The following is a 25,113-nucleotide window of genomic DNA, read 5'->3' as shown; positions in this document are numbered from 1 at the left end:
GGGAGGAAACGTCCTCCCGCACATCGAAAATCAAGCCTCTACGCCAGGCTACGAAACACGTTGATTACGTGGCGATTACGTGGCTCTCGACAGCCCCTCGGGAGGGGTGTATATTTGCAACTAAGTCGTTGAGAATTTTGGTGGACGCACTTGGGCTCGAACCAAGGACCCGCTGATTAAGAGTGTGCGGGTCTCACTTTCTAAGATCACGGACTGAAAAGCCCGCTTTCTGCAGAATCTGAAAATACTACGCTCTTCTTCTTCGTTCGCCGCAGCGCAGCAGCGCTCTAGCGTTGTCTCCTTAGGGGACCGCGTTGGGGGAATGAAAAATGCTGAGACGCAAGACCGTGCGAGGCGCCGCGGGTATGCTCGTGGCCGTCATGGGGCTGGGCACGCCGTTCGCCGCAAGCGCAACCGAAGGCTACTTTCAGCACGGATATGGCGCGCGCCACAAAGCGCTGGGTGGCGCGGGCGCCGCCGATAGCCGCGACTCGACCGCGGCATCGCTCAATCCGGCTGGATTGGTCCACTCCGGCAATGAGATCACGGCCGCCGTTTCGGCTTTCAGTCCGCGCCGCGAGTTCGAAGGCGGGCTAGCGCCGGGGTTCACGCCATCGGGCGTTGTCGAGAGCGACACGAACTGGTTCGCCATCCCCAATTTCGCGGCGAGCTACCGCCTCGCGCCGAATCCTTTCGCCGACGTCGTGGCCGTGACGCTTTACGGCAGCGGCGGCATGAACACGGACTACCCGGCGAGTGCCCAGGGTGTGTTCGCGCCCGCGCCGGGCGTGTTCGGCGCCGGACCGCTCGGCGTCAATCTTCAACAGGCCTTGCTGTCGGTTGCGTTCGCCAAGACGATCGCGCCCGGCCTCTCGGTCGGTGTGGCACCGATCCTGGCGCGCCAGCAGATCAAGCTGAAGGGGCTCGGCGCATTCGCCCAGCCCGGCGTTTCCATCGATCCGAATGCAGTCACGGAAAAAGGGGACGAGGTAGCCTGGGGCTTTGGCGTCCGCGGCGGCGTGGAATGGGCCGTCGCGCCTAACGTTCGTCTCGGCGTCGCCGGCAACACGCCGATCTGGTCGCAGGCGTTCGACAAGTATCGCGGCCTCTTCGCGGAGCAGGGAGATTTCGACATTCCCGCCAGCGTCCAGGCCGGCATCGCGGTCGACGTCTCATCGAACCTGACGGTCCTTCTCGATTACCGCCACATCTGGTTCGGCTCGGTCGCCTCGATTGCCAATCCTTCGACGAACATTCTGCTCGGCAACCCGCTCGGATCCGACAACGGGCCCGGCTTCGGCTGGGACGACGTGGACGTCATCAAGGTCGGAGCCGAATGGCGCACGTCGCCTGCGCTGACGCTGCGGGCAGGCTATTCCTATGCAACCAGCCCGATTTCCGCGCGTGACGTGCAGTTCAATGTGCTCGCGCCCGCTGTCGTCCAGCATCACATCACGGCGGGCTTCGAATACAAGCTCGACAAGGCCTGGTCGGTTGAGGTCGCGGGCCTCTACGCGCCGGAAGAATCCGTCCGCGGCGGCGAGCTGCCGGGCTTCGGAAACCCCGCCCACACCATCGACATCAGCATGCATCAGTTCGAGGCGACCTTCGGCGTGAAGTACAAGTTCGGCGCGGAGGAGGCATCCCTGAAATAGGCCCCGCCTGGGCGCGCTCGACAGGTCCGCGCCGCTCGCCTATGACGGAAGCTCGAACGGGGAGCATCGGATGCCTGCCACGGAATTCACGCCATTGGCCTCGCTTGCGGGAGGCGCGCTGATCGGCGCGTCTGCCGTTCTGCTGCTGCTCGTGAGCGGCCGCATCGCTGGCATCAGCGGCATCGTGCGACGGCTGTTTCCGCCCTATGGAGGCAACGCCCCCCTCGAAGCAGCAGCCTTCCTCGGCGGCCTGATCGCGGCTCCGCTGATCTGGACGTTCGTCACGGCCGAGAGCGTTCGCCAGACCGTTACGCCGAGCATCAGCCTGGCGCTCGTTGCGGGCCTGCTGGTTGGCGCGGGCGTCTTCGCCGCGCGCGGCTGCACGAGCGGGCATGGCGTTTGCGGTCTCTCGCGCCTGTCGCGCCGCTCGATCGCAGCGACGGCCACCTTCATGGCGACGGCCGCGGTAACGGTCTACATCGTGCGCCATGTCGTGGGAGGCTGGCCATGGGCGTGATCGGAGCGCTGGCCGCGGGTCTTTTGTTCGGCATCGGGCTGATTTTGTCCGGCATGATCGACCCCGCGAAGGTTCAGAACTTTCTCGACATCGCGGGCGCATGGGACCCGAGCCTCGCCTTCGTGATGGCGGGAGCTATTGGAATAGCGGCGCCCGGGTTCTGGCTGGTGCGCAAGCGCGCCGCCCCGCTCGACGGCACGAGCTTCCATGTGCCGCCCGCCAACGCGCCGATCGATCGCCGCCTCATTGCCGGCGCGGCCGTGTTCGGCATCGGCTGGGGGCTGGCGGGCTTCTGTCCGGGCCCCGCGCTTGCCTCCCTTCCGTTGGCCGCCCCGGCGACGGTGGTGTTCGTCGCCGCCATGGTTGCGGCCATTGCCGCAAGCGCGCTGCTGCAGTCGCGAAAGTAAAACCTGTCGATGCCCGCGCTTGAGGCTCTTTTGTATCGGCACGAAGCCGCGTAGCGTCGCGCCTGAGAATGCCGATTGGAGGCAGCGATGGCGGGCCCGAGACGTGTCCAGCGCAGGATCTTCAAGGGATGGCGCCTGCCGCCCGACACAGTTTACGTCGGCCGCGGCAGCAAGTGGGGCAATCCGTTCCCGTTCGGCCATCAGGTCTATCTCGGCAAGGCCTGGGCCCGGGATGCCTACGCCCAGTGGCTCAAGACCACGCTCAAGGGCATGACGCTGCTGCGCGAACATCTACACGAGCTGAAGGGCAAGAACCTCGCGTGCTGGTGCAAGCCGGGTGAGCCCTGCCACGCCGACGTTCTGATTGCGCTCGCCAATGAAGCCGATGAGCCCCGCGCGTCGGACCGTCTCGCCTCCGCCGACACGCGCACTCACAATCAAGCGGCGGCCCCACATCCGTGAGGCCGCCGCAAGGCAGTTGCGCAATGTTGCGAGCGATCAGAGGTGCGAATGCCCGCTCTGGCGCTGGATGTCCGCAAGCGCCTCGACCAGCAGATCGATTTCGCCGCAGGTGTTGTAGAACGCGAACGAGGGCCGCACCGTCGTTTCCTGTCCGAAGCGGCGCAGGATAGGCTGGGCGCAGTGGTGGCCCGACCGCACGGCGATGCCGTACTTGTTGAGACGCGCACCGACTTCCTCGCTCGGTACGCCCTTCAGCACGAGCGAGATGACGCCCGCCTTTTCCGGTGCCGTGCCGATGATCCGGATGCCCGGAACGTCGCTCAGGAGCCGCTGGGTCGCGTACGTCAGCAAACCGTGCTCGTAGTGCGAGATGTTCTCAAGGCCAATGCGTTCGACATAGTCGATCGCCGCGCCAAGCCCCACCGCATCCGCGATGTTGCCCGTTCCGGCTTCGAAGCGATTTGGAGCCTTGTGAAAGATGCTCCGCTCGAGCGTCACATCCTGGATCATGTTGCCGCCGGTCTGATAGGGCGGCAGGCTGTCGAGCAGGTCTTGCTTGCCCCACAACACGCCGATGCCCGTCGGCCCGAACAGCTTGTGGCCCGAGAACACGAAGAAGTCCGCGCCGAGATCCTGCACGTCCACCTTCATGTGCGAGACCGACTGCGCCCCATCGACGAGCACGCGCGCGCCGACACGCTTTGCCATCTCCACCATCTGCTTGGCGGGCGTGACAGTACCGAGCGCGTTCGAGACCTGCGTGAACGAGACGAGCTTCGTGCGCCCGTTGAGCAGCTTCGCGTATTCGTCGAGCAGCACGGCGCCATTGTCGTCCACGGGCGCCACGCGCAGCTTCGCGCCTTTGGCGAGCGCAAGCTGCTGCCAGGGAACGATGTTGGCGTGATGCTCGAGGTGCGTGATGACGATCTCATCGCCTTGAGCGACATGCTGCAGGCCGAACGTGGCCGCGACCAGGTTGATGGACTCGGTCGTGCCGCGCGTGAAGATGATCTCGTTGAGTGACGGCGCATTGATGAAGCGCTGGATTTTCGTCCGCGCGCCCTCGTAGGCGTCCGTCGACCGCGCGGCGAGTTCATGTGCCGCCCGATGGATGTTCGAGTTCTCGTGGGTGTAGAAGTGCGCCAGCCGGTCGATGACCGACTGCGGTTTTTGCGTCGTGGCTGCATTGTCGAGCCACACCAGCGGACGGCCGTTGACGTGCTCCTTGAGGATCGGAAAATCCCGGCGGATTGCGTTCACGTCGAACGGGGGATGCGCCGAGGCGAACTCGGAGTGAATGCCGGGAGCGCTTGCCCCCGGAACGCCGATGCCATTGGAGCCGTAAGGCCCGCCGCGGACGTCTTTGATGAAGTAGAACGGCGAGGACGCATCGCCCGCCGGTCCGGACAAGCGGCTTTCGCCCCCGATCTCGCCGAGCAACGCCTTGAGATCGGCGTCGTACGGGAGAGGAACGGGTGAGGCATCGGCACGCTTGTTCGTACCCGCCGAGGGCGGCGTCGAAAGCGGGATGTCGGACACGAGTTCCATGTCGTGGTGCGCAGGCTCCTCGACAGGAGTTCCGCCCAACAGCGCCTTGAGCTCCGCCTCGAACGGAAGCGGGATCGAGAACGGGTTGCCCACCGTCCCCTGCGACGGGGGCGAGGAGAGCGGGATATCCGGAACCAGCACTTGCGGCGGCGCTGACACGGGGATGCCGGGTGCTGCCGGAGAGAGACCGGCAGGCACGCCGGGTGCCGAGAAGACGTCGTTCGCGAGTCTCGCGAGAGACGCTTCGTTCGGAACCCCGTACGACGGGTTTACGCCCTGAGGCGAAAATCCGAGGCCGCCGAGCGACGGCGTGAACCGGCTCGGGTCGGCAGCACTGGGGAAATCGGGCGTGAGCCCCTGGGGCGTCGCGCCGGGCGGAATGCCCGGCAGAAACGCTGCAGGCGAGCCGGGCGGCGAAGCGAAAAACTGGTTCGCAAGCCGCGTCAGCGCCGCCTCATCCGGCAGCCCAGAGCCTGGACTAAGCCCTTGCGGACTTAGCCCCGCGCCGCCGAGCGACGGGGTGATCCGCGTCGGCTCCGGCAGCGGCCCGCTCAGGGGATCGGGGCCCGGGTTGGGGTAGTCACTTGTACTCATGGTACTTGCCCACTTCGACGCCTTCGAGCACGCCGAGGGAATCCTCGGTCAGCACCGCAAGCGAGCAGTAGAGTGAGACGAGGTAGGAGGCGATCGCCTTGTGGTTGATGCCCATGAAGCGCACCGAGAGGCCCTTGCTCTGCTCGCCGGGCAGGCCCGGCTGGTAGAGGCCGACGACGCCCTGCTTCGATTCACCGGTGCGGATGAGAAGGATGTTCGTCTTGCCGGCTTTGATTTCGAGCTTGTCGGAGGGAATGAGCGGAATGCCGCGCCACGTCAGGAACGGCGAGCCGAACAGGTTGATCGTCGGCGGCGGCACGCCGCGGCGGGTGCACTCGCGGCCGAAGGCGGCGATGGCGAGCGGATGGGCGAGGAAGAACGCGGGCTCTTTCCAGACGCGGCTGATCAGCTCGTCGAGGTCGTCCGGCGTCGGTGCGCCCGTGCGCGTCTTGATCTTCTGGGAAGCGGCTGCGCTGGCGAGCAGGCCGTATTCCTTGTTGTTGATGAGCTCGCTTTCCTGGCGCTCCTTGATGATCTCGATCGTGAGGCGCAGCTGCTCTTTGATCTGGTTGTGCGGCACCGAGTAGAGGTCCGACACGCGGGTGTGGATGTCGAGAACCGTGTTGACGGCCGAGAGCATGTACTCGCGGGGATTGTCGACATAGTCGACGTAGGTGTTCGGGAGCGCGCGTTCGTCGCGCAGCGAGCAGGCGACCTCGACGCTGTCCTCGTCCTTCACGCGGTTGACGCGGTAGATGCCCGCTTCGACCGGAACCCAGTTGAGGAAATGCACGAGCCACCGCGGGGTGATGCTCGACATCTGCGGAACGGTTTTGGTCGCATTGGCCAATTGCCTTGCGGCGACATCACCCAACGCTGTCTGCTCTTCGTCTGCCATATTATCCTCTGATTCTGTTATATTGGAGAATATTTTACTCCGAATTCGCGTCGCAACGAATTGCGCATTGCGGCTCGGCCGTCAAGATAAGATTTAAATTCCTGCTCCGCTGTCGAACACGTCGCTGCGGGCCTGCGCTTGGACGATGTTGCTTCCGGGCGGCACGCTTCGCGTCAGCCAGACGTTGCCGCCGATGACGGAGCCGCGCCCGATCGTGACGCGGCCGAGAATGGTCGCTCCCGCGTAGATCACGACGTCGTCCTGTACGATCGGATGGCGCGGCAGCCCTTTCACGAGCGCGCCGTTGTCGTCGACGGAGAACCGCTTGGCGCCGAGCGTGACCGCCTGATAAAGCCGCACGCGTTCGCCGATGACGGCTGTTTCCCCGATCACGACACCCGTGCCGTGATCGATGAAGAAGCTGCCGCCGATTTCCGCTCCGGGATGGATGTCGATGCCGGTGGCCGAATGCGCGTGCTCGGCCACGATGCGCGCGATGATCGGCAGATCGAGCTTGTAAAGCGCGTGCGCGAGCCGGTGGTGCACGACGGCCTTGATGCCGGGATAGCTGAGCAGGACTTCGTCGAGGCTTTTCGCGGACGGATCGCCGTCGTAGGCCGCGCGCACGTCGCTGTAGAGAACCTCGAGAATGCCGGGAAGCCGCTCCGCGAACTCCTGCACGATGGAGCGCGACGTCTGCTCGGTATCGACGATGCCGTCCGCCGCAAGCGACGCGGTGAACGCAAGCTCGCGGACGACCTGCGCCTGCAGGCCGTCGAGCGCCTGGCTCAGCGTGTGCCCGACGAAGTAGTCGAGTGCGCCGTTGCTGTCGGCACGCGCCCCGCCGACACGGCGCGGGAACAGCGCGCTCGTGAGGCCCGCGATGGCCGTTTCGATGTGGCGCGGCGAGGGGAGGTCGAGGACGCGACCGGATTTGTCGGCGGTACGGCTGAGCGTGCCGCGCGCCGCTTTGAGCGCGCTGACGACGCCTTCGATGTGGAATGACACGGGCGGCTGGATCCCTGGCTGAAGCAAAAAGAGCGTGTGTCCAGGATGTTAGAAATCGCCCTCGCAACAGCGAACCAAGAAGATTGGATAAGCAAATCACGTTCCGCGCGGAGCGCCGCTCGAACGCCGCCCCGTAAGGAGTTGCGAGAAGTGCTCTTTCCGGTGAATAAGATTAGGTTCTGGTGGGGGTGTTGGCGTAGTTTCCGTACAATGAGCGTCAACGAATCAGTGTGCTCGGGGGAGCAGCGAAATGGGGAAGCGTCTGATCGCTGCGGCGTCCGCCGTCGTTGGGTGCGCAGCGTTTGCGCACACCGCCGCCGCCAAGGATTGGACGCAGGTCTACATCGGCGTCGGCATTGGCGCCGACGTGGTCTCGACGGAATACGACACCTCTGTGCTTGGCCTCTTGAACTCCGGTTCCGATGATGTCGGCACCAGCGGCTTCGGCGCGTCGCTCAGGCTCGGCGCCGACTATCAGGTAAACAACTGGCTCGTCGTCGGGGCCTTTGCCAACATCGACTGGTCAAACACCGAAACGAAAATTCCGTTCGGCGGGGCAGGGCTGGGCGCATCTCCAGACCTGTTCGGCGTCGAACACGCATGGACGGTTGGCGCCCGCGCGGGAGCGCTCGTGACGCCCGACACGCTCTCGTACTTTCTCGTCGGATACACCGAGGCCGCATTCACGGACGTCACGTTCGGTGGCTTGGTTGATTTGAAGGTTCCGGACGGACGCGGCATCGTCGTGGGCAGCGGGTTCGAGCATCGCCTCACGTCCAACATCTCGCTCACCGGCGAATACCGCGCCTCTTATCTCGAGGGGGAGACACTGTTCTCCATTCCGGGCGCGATCGACGTTACTTCCGACACCGTGCTGCACACCGGGCGCGTCGGACTGGCGTATCGCTTCGGCGGCGGTGGCAGCGACAGGGCGCCGTACGAACGCCTCACGAGTTCATGGACCGGATTCTACGCCGGCATCGGCACCGGTGTCAGCGGGCTCGATGGCGAGATCAATGCTTACTCGCCATTTTTCGGCTCATCCAGCAACGAGGGCATGGGCGGTGGCGACTTTGGCGGCTCCATCATGGTCGGCTACGACCACCGGGTGGCGCCGAGCTGGCTCATTGGCGTGTTCGGCGCCGTGGACAAGACGCTGCAGGACTCCGAGATCGAAGTCAGCGCCTTTGGCTCGACAGTCGGCACAGTTCAGCTTCCGCAGATGGACGAGCTCTACACCGTGGCCGCGAGAGCCGGATATCTGCTCGCCAGCGACACGCTCGTCTACGGCCTGGTCGGATATTCGTGGCTCGACATGAGCGACCTCCATATCGTGTCGGTCGGCTTCCCGACCGACACGCTCTCCATACCGTCCTTTGGCGGCGTGACTGTCGGCGGTGGTGTTGAAACGCTGATCGGAAAGAACCTCTCGCTCCGCGCCGAGTATCGTTATGCGGCCATGGGCGAGGAAACGCTCATCAGCACTCCGATCGGAACCGTGACGTCCGAAGCGGATGTCCACACGACGCGCGTGTACCTCAACTACCGGTTCGACTAGCACACCAGCTTCCGCCCAAGCAAAAAGCCCGGCCGCTCTGCAAGCGGGCCGGGCTTCATGCGTTGGGTTTTGCGAGCGGTCAGTTGCTCTTGGTGGTGATCTGGTCGTAGACGCCGCCGTCGGCGAAGTGCTCCTTCTGCGCTTCAGCCCAGCCGGCGAAGTACTGCTCGAGCTTGAACGTCTTGATCTCCGGGAAGCGCGAGGCGTTCGCCTTCAGCACTGCTGCGTCACGCGGCCGGAAGTTGTGCTTGGCGATGATCGCCTGCGCATCCGCCGTGAACAGGAAATCGAGATAGGCCTTTGCTGCCTCGCCCGAGTTGCGCTTCTTCGTCACGATGTCGTTAACCGCAACCGGCGGCGCGGCTTCGATGCTGAGCGAGGGATAGACCACGTCGAACTTGTCGCCGAACTCGGCCGCCACCAGCGCCACCTCGTTCTCGAACGTCACAAGCGCATCGCCCACGTCGCGCTGCGTGAACGTGGTCGTGGCGCCGCGCCCGCCGCCATCGAACACCGGCACGTTGCCGAACAGCTTGGTGACGAAGGCGCGTGCCTTTTCCGGCGTCTTCTCGTTCTCGAGCGCATAGCCCCACGCCGCAAGGTAGGTGTAGCGGCCGTTGCCCGATGTCTTGGGATTGGGAATGACGACCGAAATGCCGGGCTTCACGAGATCCGACCAGTCCTTGATGCCCTTCGGATTGCCCTTGCGGACCAGGAACACGCTCGTCGTGGTGTAAGGCGCGGCGTCATGCGGGAACTTCGTCTTCCAATCCGCGGCAATCACGTTCTTGCTCGCGAGAAAATCCAGGTCGGTCGGCTGGTTCAACGTTACCACGTCCGCTTCAAGGCCGTTGGAGACCGAGAGCGCCTGCTTGGTCGAGCCGCCATGAGATTGGTTGATGGTGATGTCGGTGCCCTTCTTCGCCTTCCAGAACGCGGCGAAGGCGGGATTGATCTCCTTATAGAGCTCGCGAGAGACGTCGTAGGACGCGTTGAGAAGCGTGTCTTGCGCGTGCGCCGAGATCGGGGCGAGCGCGGCAAGCCCGAGGCTGAGACCGGCGAGAAGGAAGCGGGACGTGGACATCGTATGAGCCTTTCTTGGACGAACGGATCTTGGACGAAACGGAATTTCGGAAAAATGGGCCGGCCTGCGCGGGCAAGCCGGCCCAAGTGTGAACCACATGCCGGTGAAGGCCGGGCCCAGGGAGGTCGTGCATCAGGAGAAGGGGCGTGATGAAAGCGGCGGATCTCGAAGGGTGGATGACCCGGCCGGCGCCACAGGGAGCCAGCCGGGCCGAAGGTCAGGCTGCTCGTGCTTTCTGCTTCGGGGCGCGCCCGAACTGGGCCAGGGCGGCCCGCTCCGCATCGCGCGGCGCAGAGAAGATCTTGCCGTCGAGCGCATAGTAGCGCGGCAGAGAGGCGTGGAAGCGGAAGCTCTTCTCGCTCTCCAGGCGAACGACGATACCGGCGGTCTCATCGGCAACTTCGATAACGTAGGCGTCTGACATGGGGGTGTCCTTTCCCGTCAATGGCGGGCTAATTCGCAAAGGGTGTGAAGGGTTTCAGCAGACCGGAGTCTGCGGATTTACGATCAACAACACCGGCACGAACACGAGGACACGGGATGGCGGAGGCTTGGCTCGCAAGCCGCGGCGGGACGGAGCCCGGTGGGAAAAGTCGCGGAGGTCATGGATGCTCCTTAGCGTTTGGTTACGCGGCGCAAGTGAACTGGAAATCACCGCGGCAATGGCGAAATGCGCTTGCAGGTCCATGAAGCCTGGATTGGCCCGAGGGGTCAAATAACAAGAATTGCAAAGCATAGAACGGGATGGCGTCGCCCGCCCGGCTGTCGGACTGCGCAAACCCGTTCGGCAGCGGAACTTTTTACTGCCCTCGCGCGTCTTCATACGGGATGTCGCGTTATTTTCCGTAGATGCACAGTCAAGAAAGTCTCTGCAACCCGGCCCGCCGTCGTCTTCTCCTTGCTGGAGGACGGCGCGAGCAGGTCGTGCTACTAAGGGCGTAAGTCATTGGGCACGTTCGGGAGTTGGCTGCACGGCGAAGGCCTGAGATTGCGATCCGGCGGGCAACGGACGGCCTGAGAGTTACGTGAGGAGGGCACGGCCCGGAATGGAACGCCCGTTGTCGATCCGACCCCCCTGGCCGGTTTCTTTCCTGTTGGCACTATCGATTGTCGCACTCGCAGTGCCCCTGCTTGCGTTCCTCGGCATGGAAGCCTGGCGTCTCGCGTCCGCGGAGCGCGCCCGGCTTTTCGGCGAGGTCCGCATCGGCGCCGAGCGCATTGCCGCCGACATCGACCAGACGTTGAACGGCTACATCGCCATCCTCGAAACGCTGGCCACAACGCCCGCGCTTGCAGAGGGGGACTACGCAACCGTCTACCGTCAGGCGCAGGCCGCGTTGGGCTCACGCGGCCTCTATGCTTTTTTGCGCGATCTCGATGGCCAGCAGCTTCTCAATACGCGCCTGCCATTCGGCGTGGCGCTGCCCAAGACGACCGGCTTCGATGTCGACGTCTCGCAACTGGCGCGCCCGCACGTCTCCGGCGTCGTCATCGGAACGGTCGCAAATCGCCCTGTGATGGCCGCCAGCGTACCCGTGCTGCGCAATGGCAAGATTCAGTACGTCCTGTCCCTTTCGCTCGAGCCGGCCCTGATGAAGGAGCTGCTCGACCGTCAGCAGTTGCCGGCCGAATGGCGCGCCACCGTGACCGACAGCAATGGCGTAATCATCGCGCGCTCGCGCCTGCACGACGAAAACGTCGGCAAGAAGATGACGGCCCCCCAGGGGATCGCGGGCGGCGGCACTGAAATCTCGAGCGACGATCTCGATGGCCGCACCGTGAAATGGGGAACGGCCCCATCCCGCGTCTCGGGGTGGAATGTCTATGTCTCCGTGCCCTCTGCCTCGGTGGAGGATGCTGCCCGCAACGCGCTCCTCAATTACGTCCTGATCGTCGCCGCGTTCACGTGTGTCGGCATCGCCGGCGCCGTTGGCGTCGCGCGCGTCATTTCCGTGCCCCTCAACCTTGCAGAAAAAGCCGCCAAGGCGCTGGGTGAGGGCCGCGCCGTAACCTTCGAGCCGACGGTCGTCGCCGAGGCCAATGCTGTTGGTGACGCGCTCGTCGAAGCCGCGCGCCTGCGCGAGCAGGCGGAGCAGCAGATCATGCTGCTGATGCGCGAGGTCAATCACCGCTCGAAGAACATGCTCGCCGTCGTGCAGGCCATCGCGCGCCAGATGCCGGTCAAGGATCCGAAGCAGTTCGTGCGTCAGTTTTCGGATCGCATCGTCGGCCTTGCCGCGAGCCAAGACCTGCTGATCGAAAGCAACTGGCAGGGCGTGCGCGTCGCCGATCTCGTGCGCTCCCAGCTTGCGCTCTTTCGCGAGCTGATCGGCACCCGCATCGAGATCCACGGCCCGTCCGTCCGCCTTCAGCCCCCGGCCGCCCAGGCGATCGGCATGGCGCTCCACGAGTTGGCTACCAACGCGAGCAAGTACGGCGCGCTCTCCGACGAGAACGGACGCCTGCGCGTCACGTGGAGCCTGGAAGGCGACGGCGACGACCGTGAATTCCTGCTCTCGTGGGAGGAGAAGGACGGCCCTGAAACCAAGCCGCCCGAGCGGCGCGGCTTCGGCTACACGATCATGGTCGCCATGGTCGAGAAATCGCTCGATGCCACCGTCATCGTGGACTACGCGCCGGCCGGTCTCGTCTGGAAGGTGCGCGCGCCGGCCCGCTGCACCTACGAAGGGCCGGAAACCGCGGGGCGCGCCGCCAAGCGCAAAAAGGACACGGACGCCTGACCGCTTCGGCCAGCGCTCCGCCGTACGCGTTCCGGCGCATTGCGCCTATTTGCAGATGCCCTTCAGGCCGCTGAGGCCGTGGCGTGCAAGATCGACATGGAAATGATCGTGGTGGGCGCGATCGTGATCCGGGCTCAGCACCGTCGTGAACTGCTCGCAGGCGCCGCGACGGATTGCGCGCAGAAACGCCTGCTCGTCCTCGGCGCCTTTCCACCCACGGACCAGCGTAATCTTTCGTCCGCTCGCGAGCGTAAATCCGGAGACGTCGAGCGCGTTGGCATAGCCGTGCTCTGAGAGCTTGGCGCCCGACACGTTGTTCATCGGCCGGCACGAATAGGACGCCGCGACCGTGATCTCGACAAGCTCGGACCCGAGATAATAGCGGGCTGCGGGACCCACGCTTTCGCGGATCCATCGTTCGACCTGCGGGATCATGGGACAGCGCAACATCGCGGCGGGTTTCAAGCGAACCCGCCCGTCGTCGACGGCGGAAAGCTCGAACGGCCGCTCCGTGCCGCAGACGCTGGGGCCACCGAGTGCAGACCGGCTTTTGATGAAGGTGGTGTGGGCGAGAACGCCCGAAGAGAGGCACGAGTTCTCTTCCTTCGCCCGCCAAGGCTCATACTTGGCGACGAATTCCGGACCCGAGCTGCAACCGGAAAGCAGTGCGGTCGCGAGGACCGGCAAGGCGAGAACGCGGCGACTGATACGCATGACGTCGGAACGCTACACCGATTAAGGCTAACGAACGGTGAAGGTCCCATCCTCCGAAAACAACGTGTGCCCCATTTTTCAGGCTGTTTGCGGTCGGGCGTGCGGCGCGCGTGCGGCTGGCGAGCGACATTTTGCGGACGCGTTGGGGCGAAAGTTATCCACAGCCTGTCCCCAACAAACAGAATCCGCCGTCGAACAATCGAAGTCTCTGCTACAATGCGAAGGCTCAGTTGTGTGACGCCAGCCGGATCTCTACCCCTCCCTCTCAGAGGTATGCGAGATCCAACAAGTGGGCGCAGTGTGCGTAAGGCGTCAGACTTTCTCCACGTGCGTTGAGGCCCCGGCCCGTAGATGGACTTGCTCGCTCGGCATCCCCCACGATGTTCCCTCGACGAGCAACGGCCATCGCGCCGGGGCCTTGTGTTTCCCGGGGGCCATCCGAAGCGCGCGTGAACGCGCCAGCCCTCAGAACTTGAGCCTTCAAAACTTGTGACGCGCCAGAAAATCCAGCGCGGCCGCCTTGAAGCTGCGGTCGCCCACGGCCTTCATGTGCTCGCGCCCCTCGATGACGAACGCTTCGGCGCCCGGGATGAGCGCGGCGAGGGCAGGGGCCGGACCGCCCACCACGTCGCCGTCGCCGACCGCCACCAGCACCGGCGGTTTGAGGCTTCCGACAGCCTCCGCCGTGATCGGCGCCCGGGCCGAGCGGATGCACGCCGCCAGCGCCTTGAGGTCGCTCTTGGTCTGCTCGGCGAACACGCGGAACGTCCGCGCCGCGTCGCTCTTGACGTCGTCGGCGCTTGCCGCCTCCAGCGCATGTGCGATCGGCCCAGTTCCGGCCATGCCCCGCACCATGTTGATGCCAAGCCCGCCGAAAACCAGCGACTGCACGCGATCGGGATGCGCGAGCGCGAGAAAGGCCGCGATGCGCGCGCCCATGGAGTAGCCGATGACATGCGCCTTGGCGATCCCGAGGTGATCGAGCAAGCGGCGCGCGTCCTCGGCCATCAGCGGCGCTCCGTAGTCCTCGAGCCGATAGAGCTTTTCGCTTTTGCCATGGCCGCGGTTGTCGAAAGCGACAACGCGGTATCCGGCGCGCGCCAGTTCGGCCACCCACCCGGTCGGCACCCAGTTGGTCGAGACGTTGGATGCAAACCCGTGGATCAGCAGCACCGGCTCCGCCCCGGGCGCGGCCGGCACGTCGAGGTAGGAGATTTCCACCCCGTCGGAGGAGAAGCGATCCATCTGAGGCAGTTGAAGCGTCATGCGTGGCCCTCTTGCAGCGTAGGGACTGGGTAGCAGCGCACGGCGGCGGCAGCAAATACACTGCCCTTTCGGCCGGGTTTCAGACGTCGCACCGGGCGTGTATGCAAGCGCGGTCGGCAACGGATTGTCGCAAGAATGCGCGACAAAACAAAAACTAGAATTCGCCGGTTGCCCCGCTATGCTTTGCCGACGCAGAAACCGCCGCGAGTGACCGGACCCCATGGCCAAGAGCGCAATCCCCCATTTCGCAAACGATCTCGGCGCCGAGAAGATCTTCGTCGGTGTGAGGGAGCTGCAATGCATGGGCGCGCGCGCCCCGTTCGACCATCCGCATGTGTTCCTCGACATGGGCGCCGACAGCCAGATCCTGTGCCCCTATTGCTCGACGCTCTTCGTGCATGATCCCCGCCTTACGGAAGACGAAAGCGATCCTCGGGATTGCCTGGTGTCTGTCGTGGCGGGTCACGCTGCGGCCTGAGCGCGTCCGAGGGCGGCATGACGTTGGAACCGCTCGATCGATCTGAAGCGCGACAAGCAACAGACCTCGGCGGCGTCCTGATCGCCGGCGGCGGCATCGGCGGCCTTGCCACGGCGCTGGCCCTTGCAAAGCACGGCATCGCCTCCGCCGTGCTGGAGCGGCGCTGGGTTTTCGGCGACGACGGCGCGGGCATCCAGATCGGCCCGAACGGAACGCGCATTCTCGAGCACCTCGGCGCAGCCCCGTTCCTGCGCGCCCGCGCCATGACGCCGGACGCACTGCGCGTGCTCGACGCCGCCAACGCAAGCCCGCTCGGCACGTTCCCGCTCGGCCGCTGGATGGCCACGCGGCACGGCTCACCCTACTGGGTCGCCCATCGTCGCGATGTGCATTCGGCGCTCTATTCGGCCGCCGAGCGCGAGCCGCTGATCACGATCAAGATGGGCTTCGGCGTCGGCGTCGTGAAGGAGGAGATGAAACGCGTCTACGCGCAGGGGCCCGACGGTGAATTCGTGAGCGGAGAATCGCTCATTGCCGCCGACGGCGCCTGGTCCGCACTGCGCCTGCGCGCGTTCGGCGGCGGGCTGGCGAACTTCACCGGCAAGACAGCCGCCCGGACCGTCATTCCCATCGACGACGTGCCCGAGGCCCTGCACCGCACGGAGGTGCATCTCTGGCTCGGCCGCGACGTGCATGTGGTGCACTACCCGGTGAGCTCCGGCCACGCGGTGGCGATCGTCGCCATCTTCAACGACGCGCGCATCGCCAACGACTGGAGCACGCTGCGCGACCGGGCCTGGATCGGCGCGCGAACGCGCCATCTCGCGCCGCTGCTGCGCGATCTCTTGGCGCGACCCGAGCAATGGCGGAGCTGGCCGTTGCTGGCGCTCGCCAAGCGGCCACGCTTCGCCGTCGGCCGCACCGCACTGCTCGGCGACGCCGCCCATCCGGTGTTGCCGTTCCTCGCTCAGGGCGGCGTGATGGCGCTCGAAGACGCGGTCGTCATCGCCCACGCCCTCAGCGCCCATCCCGGCGATCCCGCCCGCGCATTCAAGGTCTATGAAAAGCAGCGCCGCGCCCGCGTCGCCCGCGTCGCGCGCGCATCCCGCATGAACGGGCGCATCTATCACCTCGGCGGACCGCTCGCCGCCGCGCGCAACCTCGCGCTCGCCCGAACCCCGCCCGAGCGCTTCATGAGCCGCTTCGATTGGCTCTACGGCTGGCAACCGCCCGCTTGAAGCCAACGTCGCACGCCGTCATGGAGTTGGCGCCATCACCGTCTTTTCCTCCCAAGGGGTAAAGCCGTTGCATCCGCTTGGGAAAGACTGGCGATAAACCTTGAGAGTATCGGCGCTGGGAAGGGAGAGTTCGAGTTCGACAAGTTTGGGCTTATCGGCATTTTCCGGAGCGGGTTCGAACTTGAACCGGACCTCGACGGTCTTGTTGCCGACTGTGGTCAAGGTGCCGATGTTGTTCTTGTCGCCGTCCTTGTCATAAAGGTTCGTTCCGACGTAGCAGAGCAAGGTCCGGCTCGCCGCCAAATTGCGCAGGAATTGGACAAGGGTCGACATGCTGACGTCTTCCTTCTCGGCCGCGGCGAGGACGAGCGGCACGCTGTCGATGAACTGTATGCGACTGCTGCCTTGACGATCCTTGAGCGCGAGGCTTGCGGCTTGCTTCACCTCGCTGTCGTGCTTGGATTGAATGATGACGCCGATGTTCTGTATGACGGGCTCCAGCACGGAGATGGGAACCTCTTGAGGTTCCTTAGCCTTCGCCTTTGCGCCGGGCGCGGCGTTGTCCGGCAGAGCGAGGTCGACTTTGTATTCTTTGAGAACCTTGCGGTCCTCGGGGCGGAAACAATCAGGGTCCCAGTTCTTTTTGAATGGGCCGATGTTTCTGTCGATGTACGAGTTTAGCGCCAATGCGGCATCCGCAGCGACAAGTCGCTCCGACAACGCATTCATGATGTCGCCGCAGACATCGGAAATGTTTGGTTTTTCTGAGCTCAGGCTGTTGATGGCCGGCTTTGAAATGTCGTGACCTTCGATGAAATTCCGAAGGGAATCGAAATTGTCTTTGAAATAAATCTTCTTTGCGAGCACGTTCTGCGAATTGACGGTGGTGCTTTTGTCGGCAAGGAGGCTCGTGAGGTATTCCCCGCTGACATCGAGTTTGAACCGGCCGTAATCCACGCCTGGCGCCTTGAAGTCGTAGACGAAGCCGACCAGATCACCCTTTTTGTGCCGGAACATTGCTGTCCGGGAAAGCTCTTTGGAAACCGAGAATTTCGCAAGGAGAGATTCCGCCGTTTTGAGCTTTTCATTGTAGCTCACCCACGTCGGCAGCTCCACGAGGCTGCTTATTCCACCCGCGACGGTCGCGAGCTGGGCTGCGATGTTGAAAAGATCCTTGGCGTTTTGCAGCGTGACGGAGGTCGAGTTGGTGTGGCGAATGGTCAGCTTAACATAGATGGGCTCATCACTTTTCACCGGAAACCCGAGTTCGCCTTCGAGGGCGAGGGAGTCGAGGTCCTCCAGGCTGGCGAAGCTTTCGTTCTCGGTTACGTAGAAAAGCGGCTTGGTTGCAACCAGCTGAGAGTTGGCCGAATCCCGATACGCATCGAGGGTAACGAGGAATGTCTGGTTCGTGGATATGAAGATGCTTTTCACCCAGGCCCAAAGAGAGCGGTCGAGAAAAGTCTTCACGCGCGCAGGCGAATCTTTGAAGGCGAGCAGATCCTTGTCGACAAAGGAATAGCGGATCTTCGTGTAGCCTAGCGCAACGTCGTCATTGCGTCTTCGAAACTTGAAATGATTGTAATTGGCTGCAGCTTCGCTGGCATTGCCGATGGCCGGCTTGTCGCTGAAATCGGAGGGCGGCTTCGGGTCTTCGGAGTAGACGGGACAAAGCGGACAAGTTTCGCTGGCCGCCTGGCTGGGAAAGGTGAAAACAAAAGGACCGAGAAGTACCGCACAAAAGAGAATGAGACCGCGCAATGACACCTGCATAGTCGCCCCCCACGAAAGAATTTAGGGTGCGACCGCAACTTGACGTTGTCAAGTGGTCTGATGGCGGAGTGTCACTCGGCGGACGACGTAGGGCTTGTCGCTAAAGCGAATTGACGAACGCCAGCAGAGCCATGCGCTCGTCGGCTGAGAGAGCCGCATAGGCGTCGCGCGCGGCCTGCGCTTCGCCGCCATGCCAGAGGATCGCTTCCTCGACATTGCGGGCGCGGCCGTCGTGCAGCAGGAACGTATGCCCGCTCACGGTCTGCGTGAGGCCCACGCCCCACAACGGCGCGGTACGCCATTCTTGCCCGTCAGCGAGACCCTCCGGCCGCCCGTCCGCAAGCCCGTCGCCCATGTCGTGCAGCAGGAAATCGCTGTAGGGCCAGATCAACTGATGGCTGAGGTGCGGTTGCTCGTGAACCGCGCCCGTCGTGTACGACGGCTGATGGCACGCCGCGCAGCCCGTCGCGTGAAACAGCGCTTTGCCTGCAAGAACCGCTTCATCTCCCGCGCCACGCCGCGCGGGCACGGCGAGGTTCTGCGAATAGAAAGTGACGAGATCGAGCAGGTCTTGCGGAAGCTCGAAGCCTCCGGCCTGCTCGGAGTTGCCGTTCGGCGCATTCATGCAGAACGACTGCGCCGGAGTGCAGTCCCCAGCCGCCTGCGGCACGAGCGGGTTCGAAAGGCCGACGTCGCCCGCCGCCGCCGCCGCGCTCTGGTCCATGATGCTCGGCTCGCCCGCCTTCCAGCCGAAGCGGCCGAGACGCACGGCCTTGTCCCGCAGGGACCAGACTTCATTCGTGCGGCCCGAGATGCCGTCCTTGTCGGCATCATCCGGATCGGCCTTGGCGCGAATGTCCGCTTCCGGGATCGCCTCGACCAGCCCGAGACCGATCATCTGCGTCGCGATGCGCGGCGACATCATGAGCTTTGGATGCAGCGGCCCGTAACCGAGGTTGGTGATCGAGTAGGTGGGCTTGCGCAGCGTCACCACCGCGCCGCCCGCCAGCGTCACCGGCACATCCGTATAGTCGATGTGCATCTGCCCTTCGGCCGAGTGCCCCTGAACGGCGATGTTCTGCAGTTGCCCGCCGTAGACTGGATCCGAAATGCTGAGCGCGCGCCGCTCGTCGAGCAGGCGCTTCTGCTCTTCCGTTTCCGGCGGAATGGAGAGGCGCAGAAACATCGAGACGGCCGTCTCGTCGGGCCAATTGGCCAGCGGCGGGCGTCCACGGCCGTCCTTCAGATGGCAGTTCTGGCAGCCGCGCGCATTGTAAAGCGGCCCCAGCCCATCGGAGGCTTTCGTCGACGACGGCGCGGCGACCCAGAGCTTGCGGAAGATGGCGTTGCCGACGCTGAACTTGGACTGGCCTTCGAAGCTGATGCCGTTCGAGAAATGCGAGAACGCATCGCGGTCCGTCACGCTCTTGCGCGAGGTCGCGGCTCCTCCCGGCAGGTCTTCGCCGGGTTCGAGCGTCGCAAGGTGAGAGGGCGCCTTGCTCGCCGATTGAGCGACGAGGCTTGCACCCCCGGCCAGCAGGGGCACGGCGGCCGCGAACAGTACGAGCGTCAAAGTCGGTCCAGAAACAACGCGCATGGACGTCCGACGATCCTCGCTTCAGAGACGGGCTGGGCGGAGCTGCATAGCACGCGCGCCAGCCCGGGCAAGCCTGCCGGGTGAGGCAGCCTTGGGGAGCGTCAGTTCCCGCCGCCCACCTTGTCGGGCTGGTCGAGGCTGTCCGATCCTTCGAACTTGATGTCCTTGAGGTTCAGGACCGCGATGGCGCGTTCCAGTTCCTTGGTCTGCGCGATCAGCGCATCGATGCCCGCCTGCACCGTGGCGGCGCCCTCCGCATTGTTGGGGCCGATCATCTGGTCGTAGGCTTCCACGGTCTCGGCGCGCGCCACCAGCGCATCCATCTTGGCAACCGTCGTATCGAGTGCGGCGCGCACGCGCGCGTCGATGTCAGGCGCCTTGTCGCGCACGAGATCCGACACGCTGGGGCCGGAGACGGTGCTGCCGTCGGTGCGCTTATAGCTGCCGAGATAGACGTTGCGGATGCCGATCACGTCGCCGCGGTGCGAGTTGTGCGTATTGTCGGAGAAGCAGTCGTGCTCCTCCTCGGGGTCATGAATGATGAGGCCGAGCTTCATGCGTTCGCCGGCCAGCTCGCCGTAGGAGAGGCTGCCCAATCCGGTGAAGGCCGCCGTCAGCCCCGCCTTCTCGTCCTTCATAATGAAGGCGCGCGCGTCGCCCTTCGCGCCCCACTGCGCCGTCATCCATGCCAGATCCTCGATCAAGAGGTCGGTGGCGGCCGTAAGGTAGGCGGCGCGGCGGTCGCAATTGCCGTTCGTGCAAGCCTTGAGATCGTAGTCGGTCGCGGGCCGCTCGCCGGCGCCCGCTTCCGTGCCGTGCAGGTCCTGGCCCCACAGCAGGAACTCGATGGCGTGATAGCCGCTCGCGACATTCGCTTCGACGCCGCCCGCCTCGTGCAGCTTGTCCCGGATCAGCTCGGGAGTGATCTTGGATGCGTCGACCGTCTGTCCGCCGATCTTCAGGTGCGGGTTCGCGATCACGTTGGCGGCGTAGAATTCGTTCTCCGGATTGTCCCCGCCGTAGGCTTCCGACACGTAGTCGATCAGGCCCTCGTCGAGCGGCCAGGAGTTGACCCGTCCCTCCCATCCGTCCACGACCGGATTTCCGAACCGGAACGCTTCCGTCTGCATGTAGGGTGTGCGGGCGGCCTTCCAGGCGGCCCGTGCGGCGGCCAGCGTCTCGGCGCTGGGGCTCTTCAGAAACCCATCGATGGCCACCTTGAGCGCGCGCGCGGCCGCGAGGCTATCTCCATACGTCGCCTCGGCAATATTCGAATAATTGACGAGAACGTCTTTCGCCGGCGGGGCTTCGGCGCGCACGGCAGCCCCCGTTGCGGCCAGCGACATCACGGCGAAGGCGACAGCCTTGCAAAACCGGGTCATCGAAACTCCTTGAGGTTGGCAACCGGGGTCGAACCGTCTAGGCTTATTGACGCAAGCAGTCAACAATAGCACTATTCACCAGATTGGAATTAGTCTAGATTGAGGATAGCGGGCAGGCTAACGTGCTCGACAGACGAATCCTCACGGACGAAGAGCTGGATAGACAATGCGCTTAAGCAAGACGACGAACTACGCGATACGCATTCTGCTCGATTGTGCGGTGGCTGCTCCAAACCTCGTGAAGGTGGCCGAGATCTCCGATCGCCGCGACATCACGCTGCAGAATACGTTCAAGATCGTGCATCTGCTCTCGCGCGCCGGCTTTATCAAGGCCACGCGCGGCCGTCACGGCGGCGTGCAGCTTGCGCGTCCCGCCGCCGACATCCGCATCGGCGACGTCGTGCGTGCGATGGAGCTTCTCAACCTCGAGATCGAGCGCGAGGACGCCGGACAGTCTGCCGCGCAAGGTCAGCTCGCAGCGCTCGACCAGCTCTTCGACAACGCGCTCGATGCCTTCATCAGCGTGCTGGACGAGCACACGCTCGAGCAGATGATCAAGGTCCAGCGCAAGGAAAAGCCCGCCAATGCGCGCCGCACGAAGGCCGTAGCCGCCGGGAGCGACATGTCGCGGCGCAGTTCCCCGGCCGCCGCCGATCGCCGCTGAAATCAAATCCGTACTTTTGAATTCTTCAAAAGAAAGATTTGAATGATTTCAAATGTCTATTGCGGCGCTGCTCGCTCTTGACTCGCGCGCCGGAAACAGGTTGCTTACGTCCCAATCAGCGTTCGCGCTGACCGATACCCAACATCCTTTTCGGGGCCTTGAACCCCGACAATAGGAAGGCACGTTCGATGGGACTGTTTTTCCACCCGATTCGGGTGACGCACGCATGTCGTGCGAGCGCAACCGCAAGCACATGCTGCTCGGTTTCCGCCGCTGCCCTCCTCACAGTGGAGGCTCGTCATGCGGCGCTCTAATCTCCACATTCATCCCGCCGTCGCAGCCGACGCCCAGGCGCTGTCTGGCGCGCCGGATGCAGAACGCCTGATCGGCCTCGGCTTCCGCCATTGGGTCGCGGGCTACAAGTCCGGCGACATCGATCGCTGGGAAGAAGCCTGGCGCCTTTACTCCCACGCGCTCGGCCCCAATGCCGCCCGCACGGCCGTGTCCGAACTCTCGGCCTGGGTGCGTGCCGTCAGCGCCGCCGCCCGCCGCGAGATCACGGTTTCCGCAACCGATTGCGCCGCCTTCTGCCGCGACGAATGCCTGGCCGTCTCGATGATCGCGGCCTGCCAGCACAACACCTGCCCCGCCATGCGCGCCTGCGCCTTCGCTCTGATCGAAAGCTCGCTGATCGACGAAGTCGTCCACCACGCCGAGACCTTTGCGCTCACCATGCGCGGGCTCGACCAGGTGCTGCCGCCGGGGCTCATCGTCAATGCCGCCGCGTACGCGTCGCAAGCCCACGTCTCGGCGCGGCAGTAGGCGGCAGGAAACAGCACCATGATCGTATGTTCCTGCCAGCAAGTTTCGGATTTCGACATCGAGCTCGCGCTCCTCGACATCCTGAACCAGCCGCAAGCCCCGATCCCGACGCCGGGCGTGGTCTATCGCTACATGCAGAAGCGCATGCAGTGCTGCGGCTGTGCCCCGCTTGCCGTTGACGTCATTTACGCCAAGCTCGAGGATCTGGAGCGGCGTGGCCTCGTGTGCCCCTATCTCAGCGTCTCGACGCGCGAGCGCCTGTCGCGCATGCAGCGCCTCGGCAAGCAACCCGTGCCGGCCGGCGATCCCGCGCTCTGCGAGTAAGCAGCGAGGCGGCCGGCGCGCATTGCCCCTTCCGCAAAAACCGCGGCTAGCCTAGAAAACGGCGCTGTCTGCCCAGGAGCCGTCGCGTGACATCACATTGGTTACGGAACACGGTGGCGCTCGTCGCCTCCGGCTTGCTCGTCGCGGTCTCGGCCGCTCCCACCGCCCACGCGCTTCCCGTCAGAAAGAGCCACGCCGCGCTGGTCGTGGACTCGATCGACAAGTTCATCATCCCGCACAACGAGGCCTTCAAGGCCGCCACCGCGCGCCTCGCCGGAGCCATGGCGGCCGTCTGCAGTGCAGGCGGAGACGCGCCGTCGCGCGCGGCCGCGACCGCGGCCTTCGCCGACACGGCCCGCGCGTGGGGCTCGCTCGATTTCATCCGCTTCGGCCCGGTCACGCGCGCCCATCGCCTGGAGCGCGTTCTGTTCTGGCCCGACCCGCGCGCCACCGCCCAACGCCAGCTCGGAGCCCTCATCGCCGCGCGCAAGCAGGACGTGATCGCCCCCGGCGCCCTCGCGTCCCAGAGCGTCGCCGTCCAGGGCCTCACTGCGCTGGAAATCCTGCTCTATGACGACAAGGCGCCGCTCGGCACGGGTACAGACGAGACGGCCGTCTATCGCTGCGCCTTCGCGCGCGCCATCGCCGACAACCTCGCGACCATCGCGCGCGAGATCGCGGACGAATGGACCGGCGCGGACGGCTTCCGCCTCAAGATGGTGGCCGCCGGATCGGACAACCCGCTCTACAAGGACGCCTCCGAGACGGCCCGCGATGTCGTCAAGGGCCTGGCCACGGGGCTCGAACTCTGCCGCGATCGCTTCCTGATGCCGGAGCTGACGGCGCTCGCGGCCGATCCGCCGAAGCGCGCGCGCCTGCCGTTCGATCGTGCCGAGTTGATGGGCGCCTACCTCAGCGCGTCGCTGATCGGCCTGCACGACCTGTTCGACGCGACGGGGCTCGTCGCTTTCGTTCCGGCCGACAAGCCCTGGATGGCCGAATTCCTGCCGCGCGCCTGGAAGAGCCTCATTGCCGACTCGGCAACCCTCGACGGCCTGCGCACGAGCCAGCGCGGCTCGGAAGCGCATCTGCACGCGCTGCGGAAAATGCGGTTCGACATCGGCGGCATCCGCTCGATCGTCGTGCGCGAATTGGCGACGAACGCCGAGATCGATATGGGGTTCAACGAGCTCGATGGAGATTGACCGCCGAGGGCTGATGACGGGGGCACTCGCGCTGCTGGCGCTCCCGCGCGCCTTTGGATGCAGCGAGGCATCCGCCGCGGCCGGCGCCTCTCCCGCTCACGTCTATGTTTCAGCCGCGCGCTTTCCGAAAAACGCGTACGGCGTCGTCATCTTCGCAGAGGATGGCCGCGTTCTGCGCGAGATCCCGATCCGCGAGCGCGGCCACGACGTCGCCGTCGATCCCGTCTTCCGGCGCGGCGTTGTTTTCGCCCGCCGCCCCGGCGCGTTCGCCCTGGCCTTCGATATCGACGGCGCGCGTGAACCGAGCCTGTTTGCCCCGCCGCCGAACCGGCATTTCTACGGCCACGGAATTTTCGCCCGCGACGGTCGCCTGATCTACGCGACAGAGCACGATGCCGAAACAGGCGAGGGCGTCATCGGCGTTTACGATGCGACCGGCAACTGGCGCCGCACCGGCGAGTTCCCCTCTTACGGTGTTGGCCCGCACGAGGCGATCGTGCTGGCGGACGGAAAAACGCTTGCCGTGGCCAACGGCGGCTTCAGCAACGATCTGGCGACGGGCCGCGAAAGCATCGGCATCGGCGTGATGGAGCCGAACATCGCCTTCATCGATCTCGCAACGGGTAGCCTCAAGGCGCGTCATGGCCTGTCCGGCGACTTGAACATGCTGTCGCTGCGCCACCTCGTCGAGACGCCGCGCGGCGATGTCTGGTTCGGCGGCCAGTGGCAAGGCGCGATGGAGGAAGCCCCGTCGCTCATCGGCTGCGTCGGGCTCGACAAGTCCGTCCGCCTGCTGGACGCCGCCGACGCGCCGGGCGTGGCGCTGCGCGGCTACATCGGCGCGGTTGCGCTAAGTGCGGACGGCCGCTATCTGGCAGCAACCGCCCCGCGCGCCGACCGCGTCATTTATGCCGATACCGAGACGGGCAAGATCGTCCGCGAAATCGCCATCGACGACAGCAGCGGCATCGTGCCGGCCGGCCGCGCCGAGTTCGCCATGAGCACCGGCAAGGGTGTCGTGCGCATTGGCCACGACGGCGGCGAGCCCGATCTCAGGACCTTCTCCAGCACCGAATTCGACAATCATCTCCGCCGCGTTTGACGCCGCGCCCGCGCAACCGTAGAAGCGTCGAAGTCTTCAGCCGCGGCCGAGACATCATGCGTCTTTCGTCTCTCAT

General features: G+C 64.7%; 23 protein-coding genes. 13 read left to right on the top strand and 10 right to left on the bottom strand.

Annotation, left to right across the window (positions count from 1 at the left end; translation table 11 throughout):
- The first annotated feature begins 329 nt into the window (after positions 1 to 329).
- The 4 genes from K2Y42_RS19580 (at position 330) to K2Y42_RS19565 (ending at position 3,041) form a co-directional block, all read left to right on the top strand.
- Positions 330 to 1,655: an outer membrane protein transport protein gene (locus K2Y42_RS19580; RefSeq protein WP_291155947.1), complete on the top strand. Its 1,326-nt coding sequence runs from the start codon at positions 330 to 332 to the stop codon at positions 1,653 to 1,655.
- A 70-nt stretch (positions 1,656 to 1,725) separates the two neighbouring features.
- Positions 1,726 to 2,172: a YeeE/YedE family protein gene (locus K2Y42_RS19575; RefSeq protein WP_291155944.1), complete on the top strand. Its 447-nt coding sequence runs from the start codon at positions 1,726 to 1,728 to the stop codon at positions 2,170 to 2,172.
- On the top strand, positions 2,163 to 2,579 hold the full coding sequence (locus K2Y42_RS19570; RefSeq protein ID WP_291155942.1) for a YeeE/YedE family protein: 417 nt from the start codon (positions 2,163 to 2,165) through the stop codon (positions 2,577 to 2,579). Before K2Y42_RS19575 ends, K2Y42_RS19570 begins: the two co-directional genes overlap by 10 nt.
- Before the next feature lie 87 nt (positions 2,580 to 2,666).
- Complete coding sequence (locus K2Y42_RS19565; protein ID WP_291155939.1) at positions 2,667 to 3,041, top strand: DUF4326 domain-containing protein; 375 nt, start codon at positions 2,667 to 2,669, stop codon at positions 3,039 to 3,041.
- Positions 3,042 to 3,077: 36 nt separating this feature from the next.
- Here the strand turns inward: K2Y42_RS19565 and K2Y42_RS19560 are convergent, their stop codons facing one another.
- From K2Y42_RS19560 to epsC, 3 genes are all read right to left on the bottom strand, one after another.
- Positions 3,078 to 5,183, bottom strand: a complete 2,106-nt coding sequence (locus K2Y42_RS19560; protein WP_291155936.1) for a family 2A encapsulin nanocompartment cargo protein cysteine desulfurase — start codon at positions 5,181 to 5,183, stop codon at positions 3,078 to 3,080.
- Positions 5,170 to 6,081: a family 2A encapsulin nanocompartment shell protein gene (locus K2Y42_RS19555; protein WP_291155934.1), complete on the bottom strand. Its 912-nt coding sequence runs from the start codon at positions 6,079 to 6,081 to the stop codon at positions 5,170 to 5,172. Before K2Y42_RS19555 ends, K2Y42_RS19560 begins: the two co-directional genes overlap by 14 nt.
- A gap of 93 nt (positions 6,082 to 6,174) precedes the next feature.
- The gene (epsC, locus tag K2Y42_RS19550) at positions 6,175 to 7,089 is read right to left on the bottom strand and encodes a serine O-acetyltransferase EpsC (protein WP_291155932.1); all 915 of its coding nucleotides are present in this window, start codon (positions 7,087 to 7,089) and stop codon (positions 6,175 to 6,177) included.
- A gap of 250 nt (positions 7,090 to 7,339) precedes the next feature.
- Between epsC and K2Y42_RS19545 the strand changes: the two genes are divergently transcribed.
- The gene (locus K2Y42_RS19545) at positions 7,340 to 8,647 is read left to right on the top strand and encodes an outer membrane beta-barrel protein (RefSeq protein WP_291155930.1); all 1,308 of its coding nucleotides are present in this window, start codon (positions 7,340 to 7,342) and stop codon (positions 8,645 to 8,647) included.
- 79 nt (positions 8,648 to 8,726) lie between these two features.
- Here K2Y42_RS19545 and K2Y42_RS19540 read toward each other — a convergent pair whose 3' ends face one another.
- Both K2Y42_RS19540 and K2Y42_RS19535 read right to left on the bottom strand, forming a co-directional pair.
- Positions 8,727 to 9,731: a sulfate ABC transporter substrate-binding protein gene (locus K2Y42_RS19540; RefSeq protein ID WP_291155928.1), complete on the bottom strand. Its 1,005-nt coding sequence runs from the start codon at positions 9,729 to 9,731 to the stop codon at positions 8,727 to 8,729.
- Between the two features lie 217 nt (positions 9,732 to 9,948).
- Positions 9,949 to 10,155, bottom strand: a complete 207-nt coding sequence (locus K2Y42_RS19535) for a hypothetical protein (protein ID WP_291155926.1) — start codon at positions 10,153 to 10,155, stop codon at positions 9,949 to 9,951.
- A 670-nt stretch (positions 10,156 to 10,825) separates the two neighbouring features.
- Between K2Y42_RS19535 and K2Y42_RS19530 the strand changes: the two genes are divergently transcribed.
- Entirely contained in the window at positions 10,826 to 12,472 is a 1,647-nt protein-coding gene (locus K2Y42_RS19530; RefSeq protein ID WP_291155923.1) for a sensor histidine kinase, read from the top strand.
- Positions 12,473 to 12,517: 45 nt separating this feature from the next.
- Here K2Y42_RS19530 and K2Y42_RS19525 read toward each other — a convergent pair whose 3' ends face one another.
- Positions 12,518 to 13,186 (bottom strand): extensin family protein, encoded by a 669-nt coding sequence (locus K2Y42_RS19525; RefSeq protein WP_291155920.1) that lies wholly within the window; start codon positions 13,184 to 13,186, stop codon positions 12,518 to 12,520.
- 480 nt (positions 13,187 to 13,666) lie between these two features.
- Positions 13,667 to 14,452: an alpha/beta fold hydrolase gene (locus K2Y42_RS19520; protein ID WP_291155918.1), complete on the bottom strand. Its 786-nt coding sequence runs from the start codon at positions 14,450 to 14,452 to the stop codon at positions 13,667 to 13,669.
- A gap of 220 nt (positions 14,453 to 14,672) precedes the next feature.
- Between K2Y42_RS19520 and K2Y42_RS19515 the strand changes: the two genes are divergently transcribed.
- Complete coding sequence (locus K2Y42_RS19515; RefSeq protein WP_291155915.1) at positions 14,673 to 14,930, top strand: zinc-finger domain-containing protein; 258 nt, start codon at positions 14,673 to 14,675, stop codon at positions 14,928 to 14,930.
- Between the two features lie 17 nt (positions 14,931 to 14,947).
- A complete protein-coding gene (locus tag K2Y42_RS19510) occupies positions 14,948 to 16,168 on the top strand; it encodes an FAD-dependent monooxygenase (RefSeq protein ID WP_291155913.1) in 1,221 nt (406 codons plus the stop codon).
- Positions 16,169 to 16,186: 18 nt separating this feature from the next.
- Here K2Y42_RS19510 and K2Y42_RS19505 read toward each other — a convergent pair whose 3' ends face one another.
- The 3 genes from K2Y42_RS19505 to K2Y42_RS19495 form a co-directional block, all read right to left on the bottom strand.
- A complete protein-coding gene (locus tag K2Y42_RS19505) occupies positions 16,187 to 17,941 on the bottom strand; it encodes a hypothetical protein (RefSeq protein ID WP_291155910.1) in 1,755 nt (584 codons plus the stop codon).
- Between the two features lie 100 nt (positions 17,942 to 18,041).
- A complete protein-coding gene (locus K2Y42_RS19500) occupies positions 18,042 to 19,538 on the bottom strand; it encodes a di-heme oxidoredictase family protein (RefSeq protein ID WP_291155907.1) in 1,497 nt (498 codons plus the stop codon).
- A gap of 101 nt (positions 19,539 to 19,639) precedes the next feature.
- Entirely contained in the window at positions 19,640 to 20,920 is a 1,281-nt protein-coding gene (locus K2Y42_RS19495; RefSeq protein ID WP_291155904.1) for an imelysin family protein, read from the bottom strand.
- A 166-nt stretch (positions 20,921 to 21,086) separates the two neighbouring features.
- On the opposite strand from K2Y42_RS19495, the gene K2Y42_RS19490 reads away from it, so the two are divergent.
- The 5 genes from K2Y42_RS19490 to K2Y42_RS19470 all read left to right on the top strand — a co-directional run bounded on the left by K2Y42_RS19490 (position 21,087) and on the right by K2Y42_RS19470 (position 25,037).
- Positions 21,087 to 21,584, top strand: coding sequence for an Rrf2 family transcriptional regulator (locus K2Y42_RS19490; protein ID WP_291155901.1), 498 nt, complete (start codon positions 21,087 to 21,089; stop codon positions 21,582 to 21,584).
- Positions 21,585 to 21,884: 300 nt separating this feature from the next.
- A complete protein-coding gene (locus K2Y42_RS19485; protein WP_291155898.1) occupies positions 21,885 to 22,406 on the top strand; it encodes a hypothetical protein in 522 nt (173 codons plus the stop codon).
- A gap of 18 nt (positions 22,407 to 22,424) precedes the next feature.
- Positions 22,425 to 22,730, top strand: a complete 306-nt coding sequence (locus K2Y42_RS19480) for a hypothetical protein (RefSeq protein WP_291155896.1) — start codon at positions 22,425 to 22,427, stop codon at positions 22,728 to 22,730.
- 86 nt (positions 22,731 to 22,816) lie between these two features.
- Positions 22,817 to 23,935: an imelysin family protein gene (locus K2Y42_RS19475; protein WP_291155893.1), complete on the top strand. Its 1,119-nt coding sequence runs from the start codon at positions 22,817 to 22,819 to the stop codon at positions 23,933 to 23,935.
- Between the two features lie 13 nt (positions 23,936 to 23,948).
- Positions 23,949 to 25,037 (top strand): DUF1513 domain-containing protein, encoded by a 1,089-nt coding sequence (locus K2Y42_RS19470; protein ID WP_291155891.1) that lies wholly within the window; start codon positions 23,949 to 23,951, stop codon positions 25,035 to 25,037.
- The last annotated feature ends 76 nt before the right edge of the window (positions 25,038 to 25,113 follow it).

This window comes from Hyphomicrobium sp., from assembly GCF_019744875.1.
In the GTDB taxonomy this organism is placed as follows: Bacteria; Pseudomonadota; Alphaproteobacteria; order Rhizobiales; family Hyphomicrobiaceae; genus Hyphomicrobium_C.
This window is presented reverse-complemented; position numbering and strand designations above follow the sequence as displayed.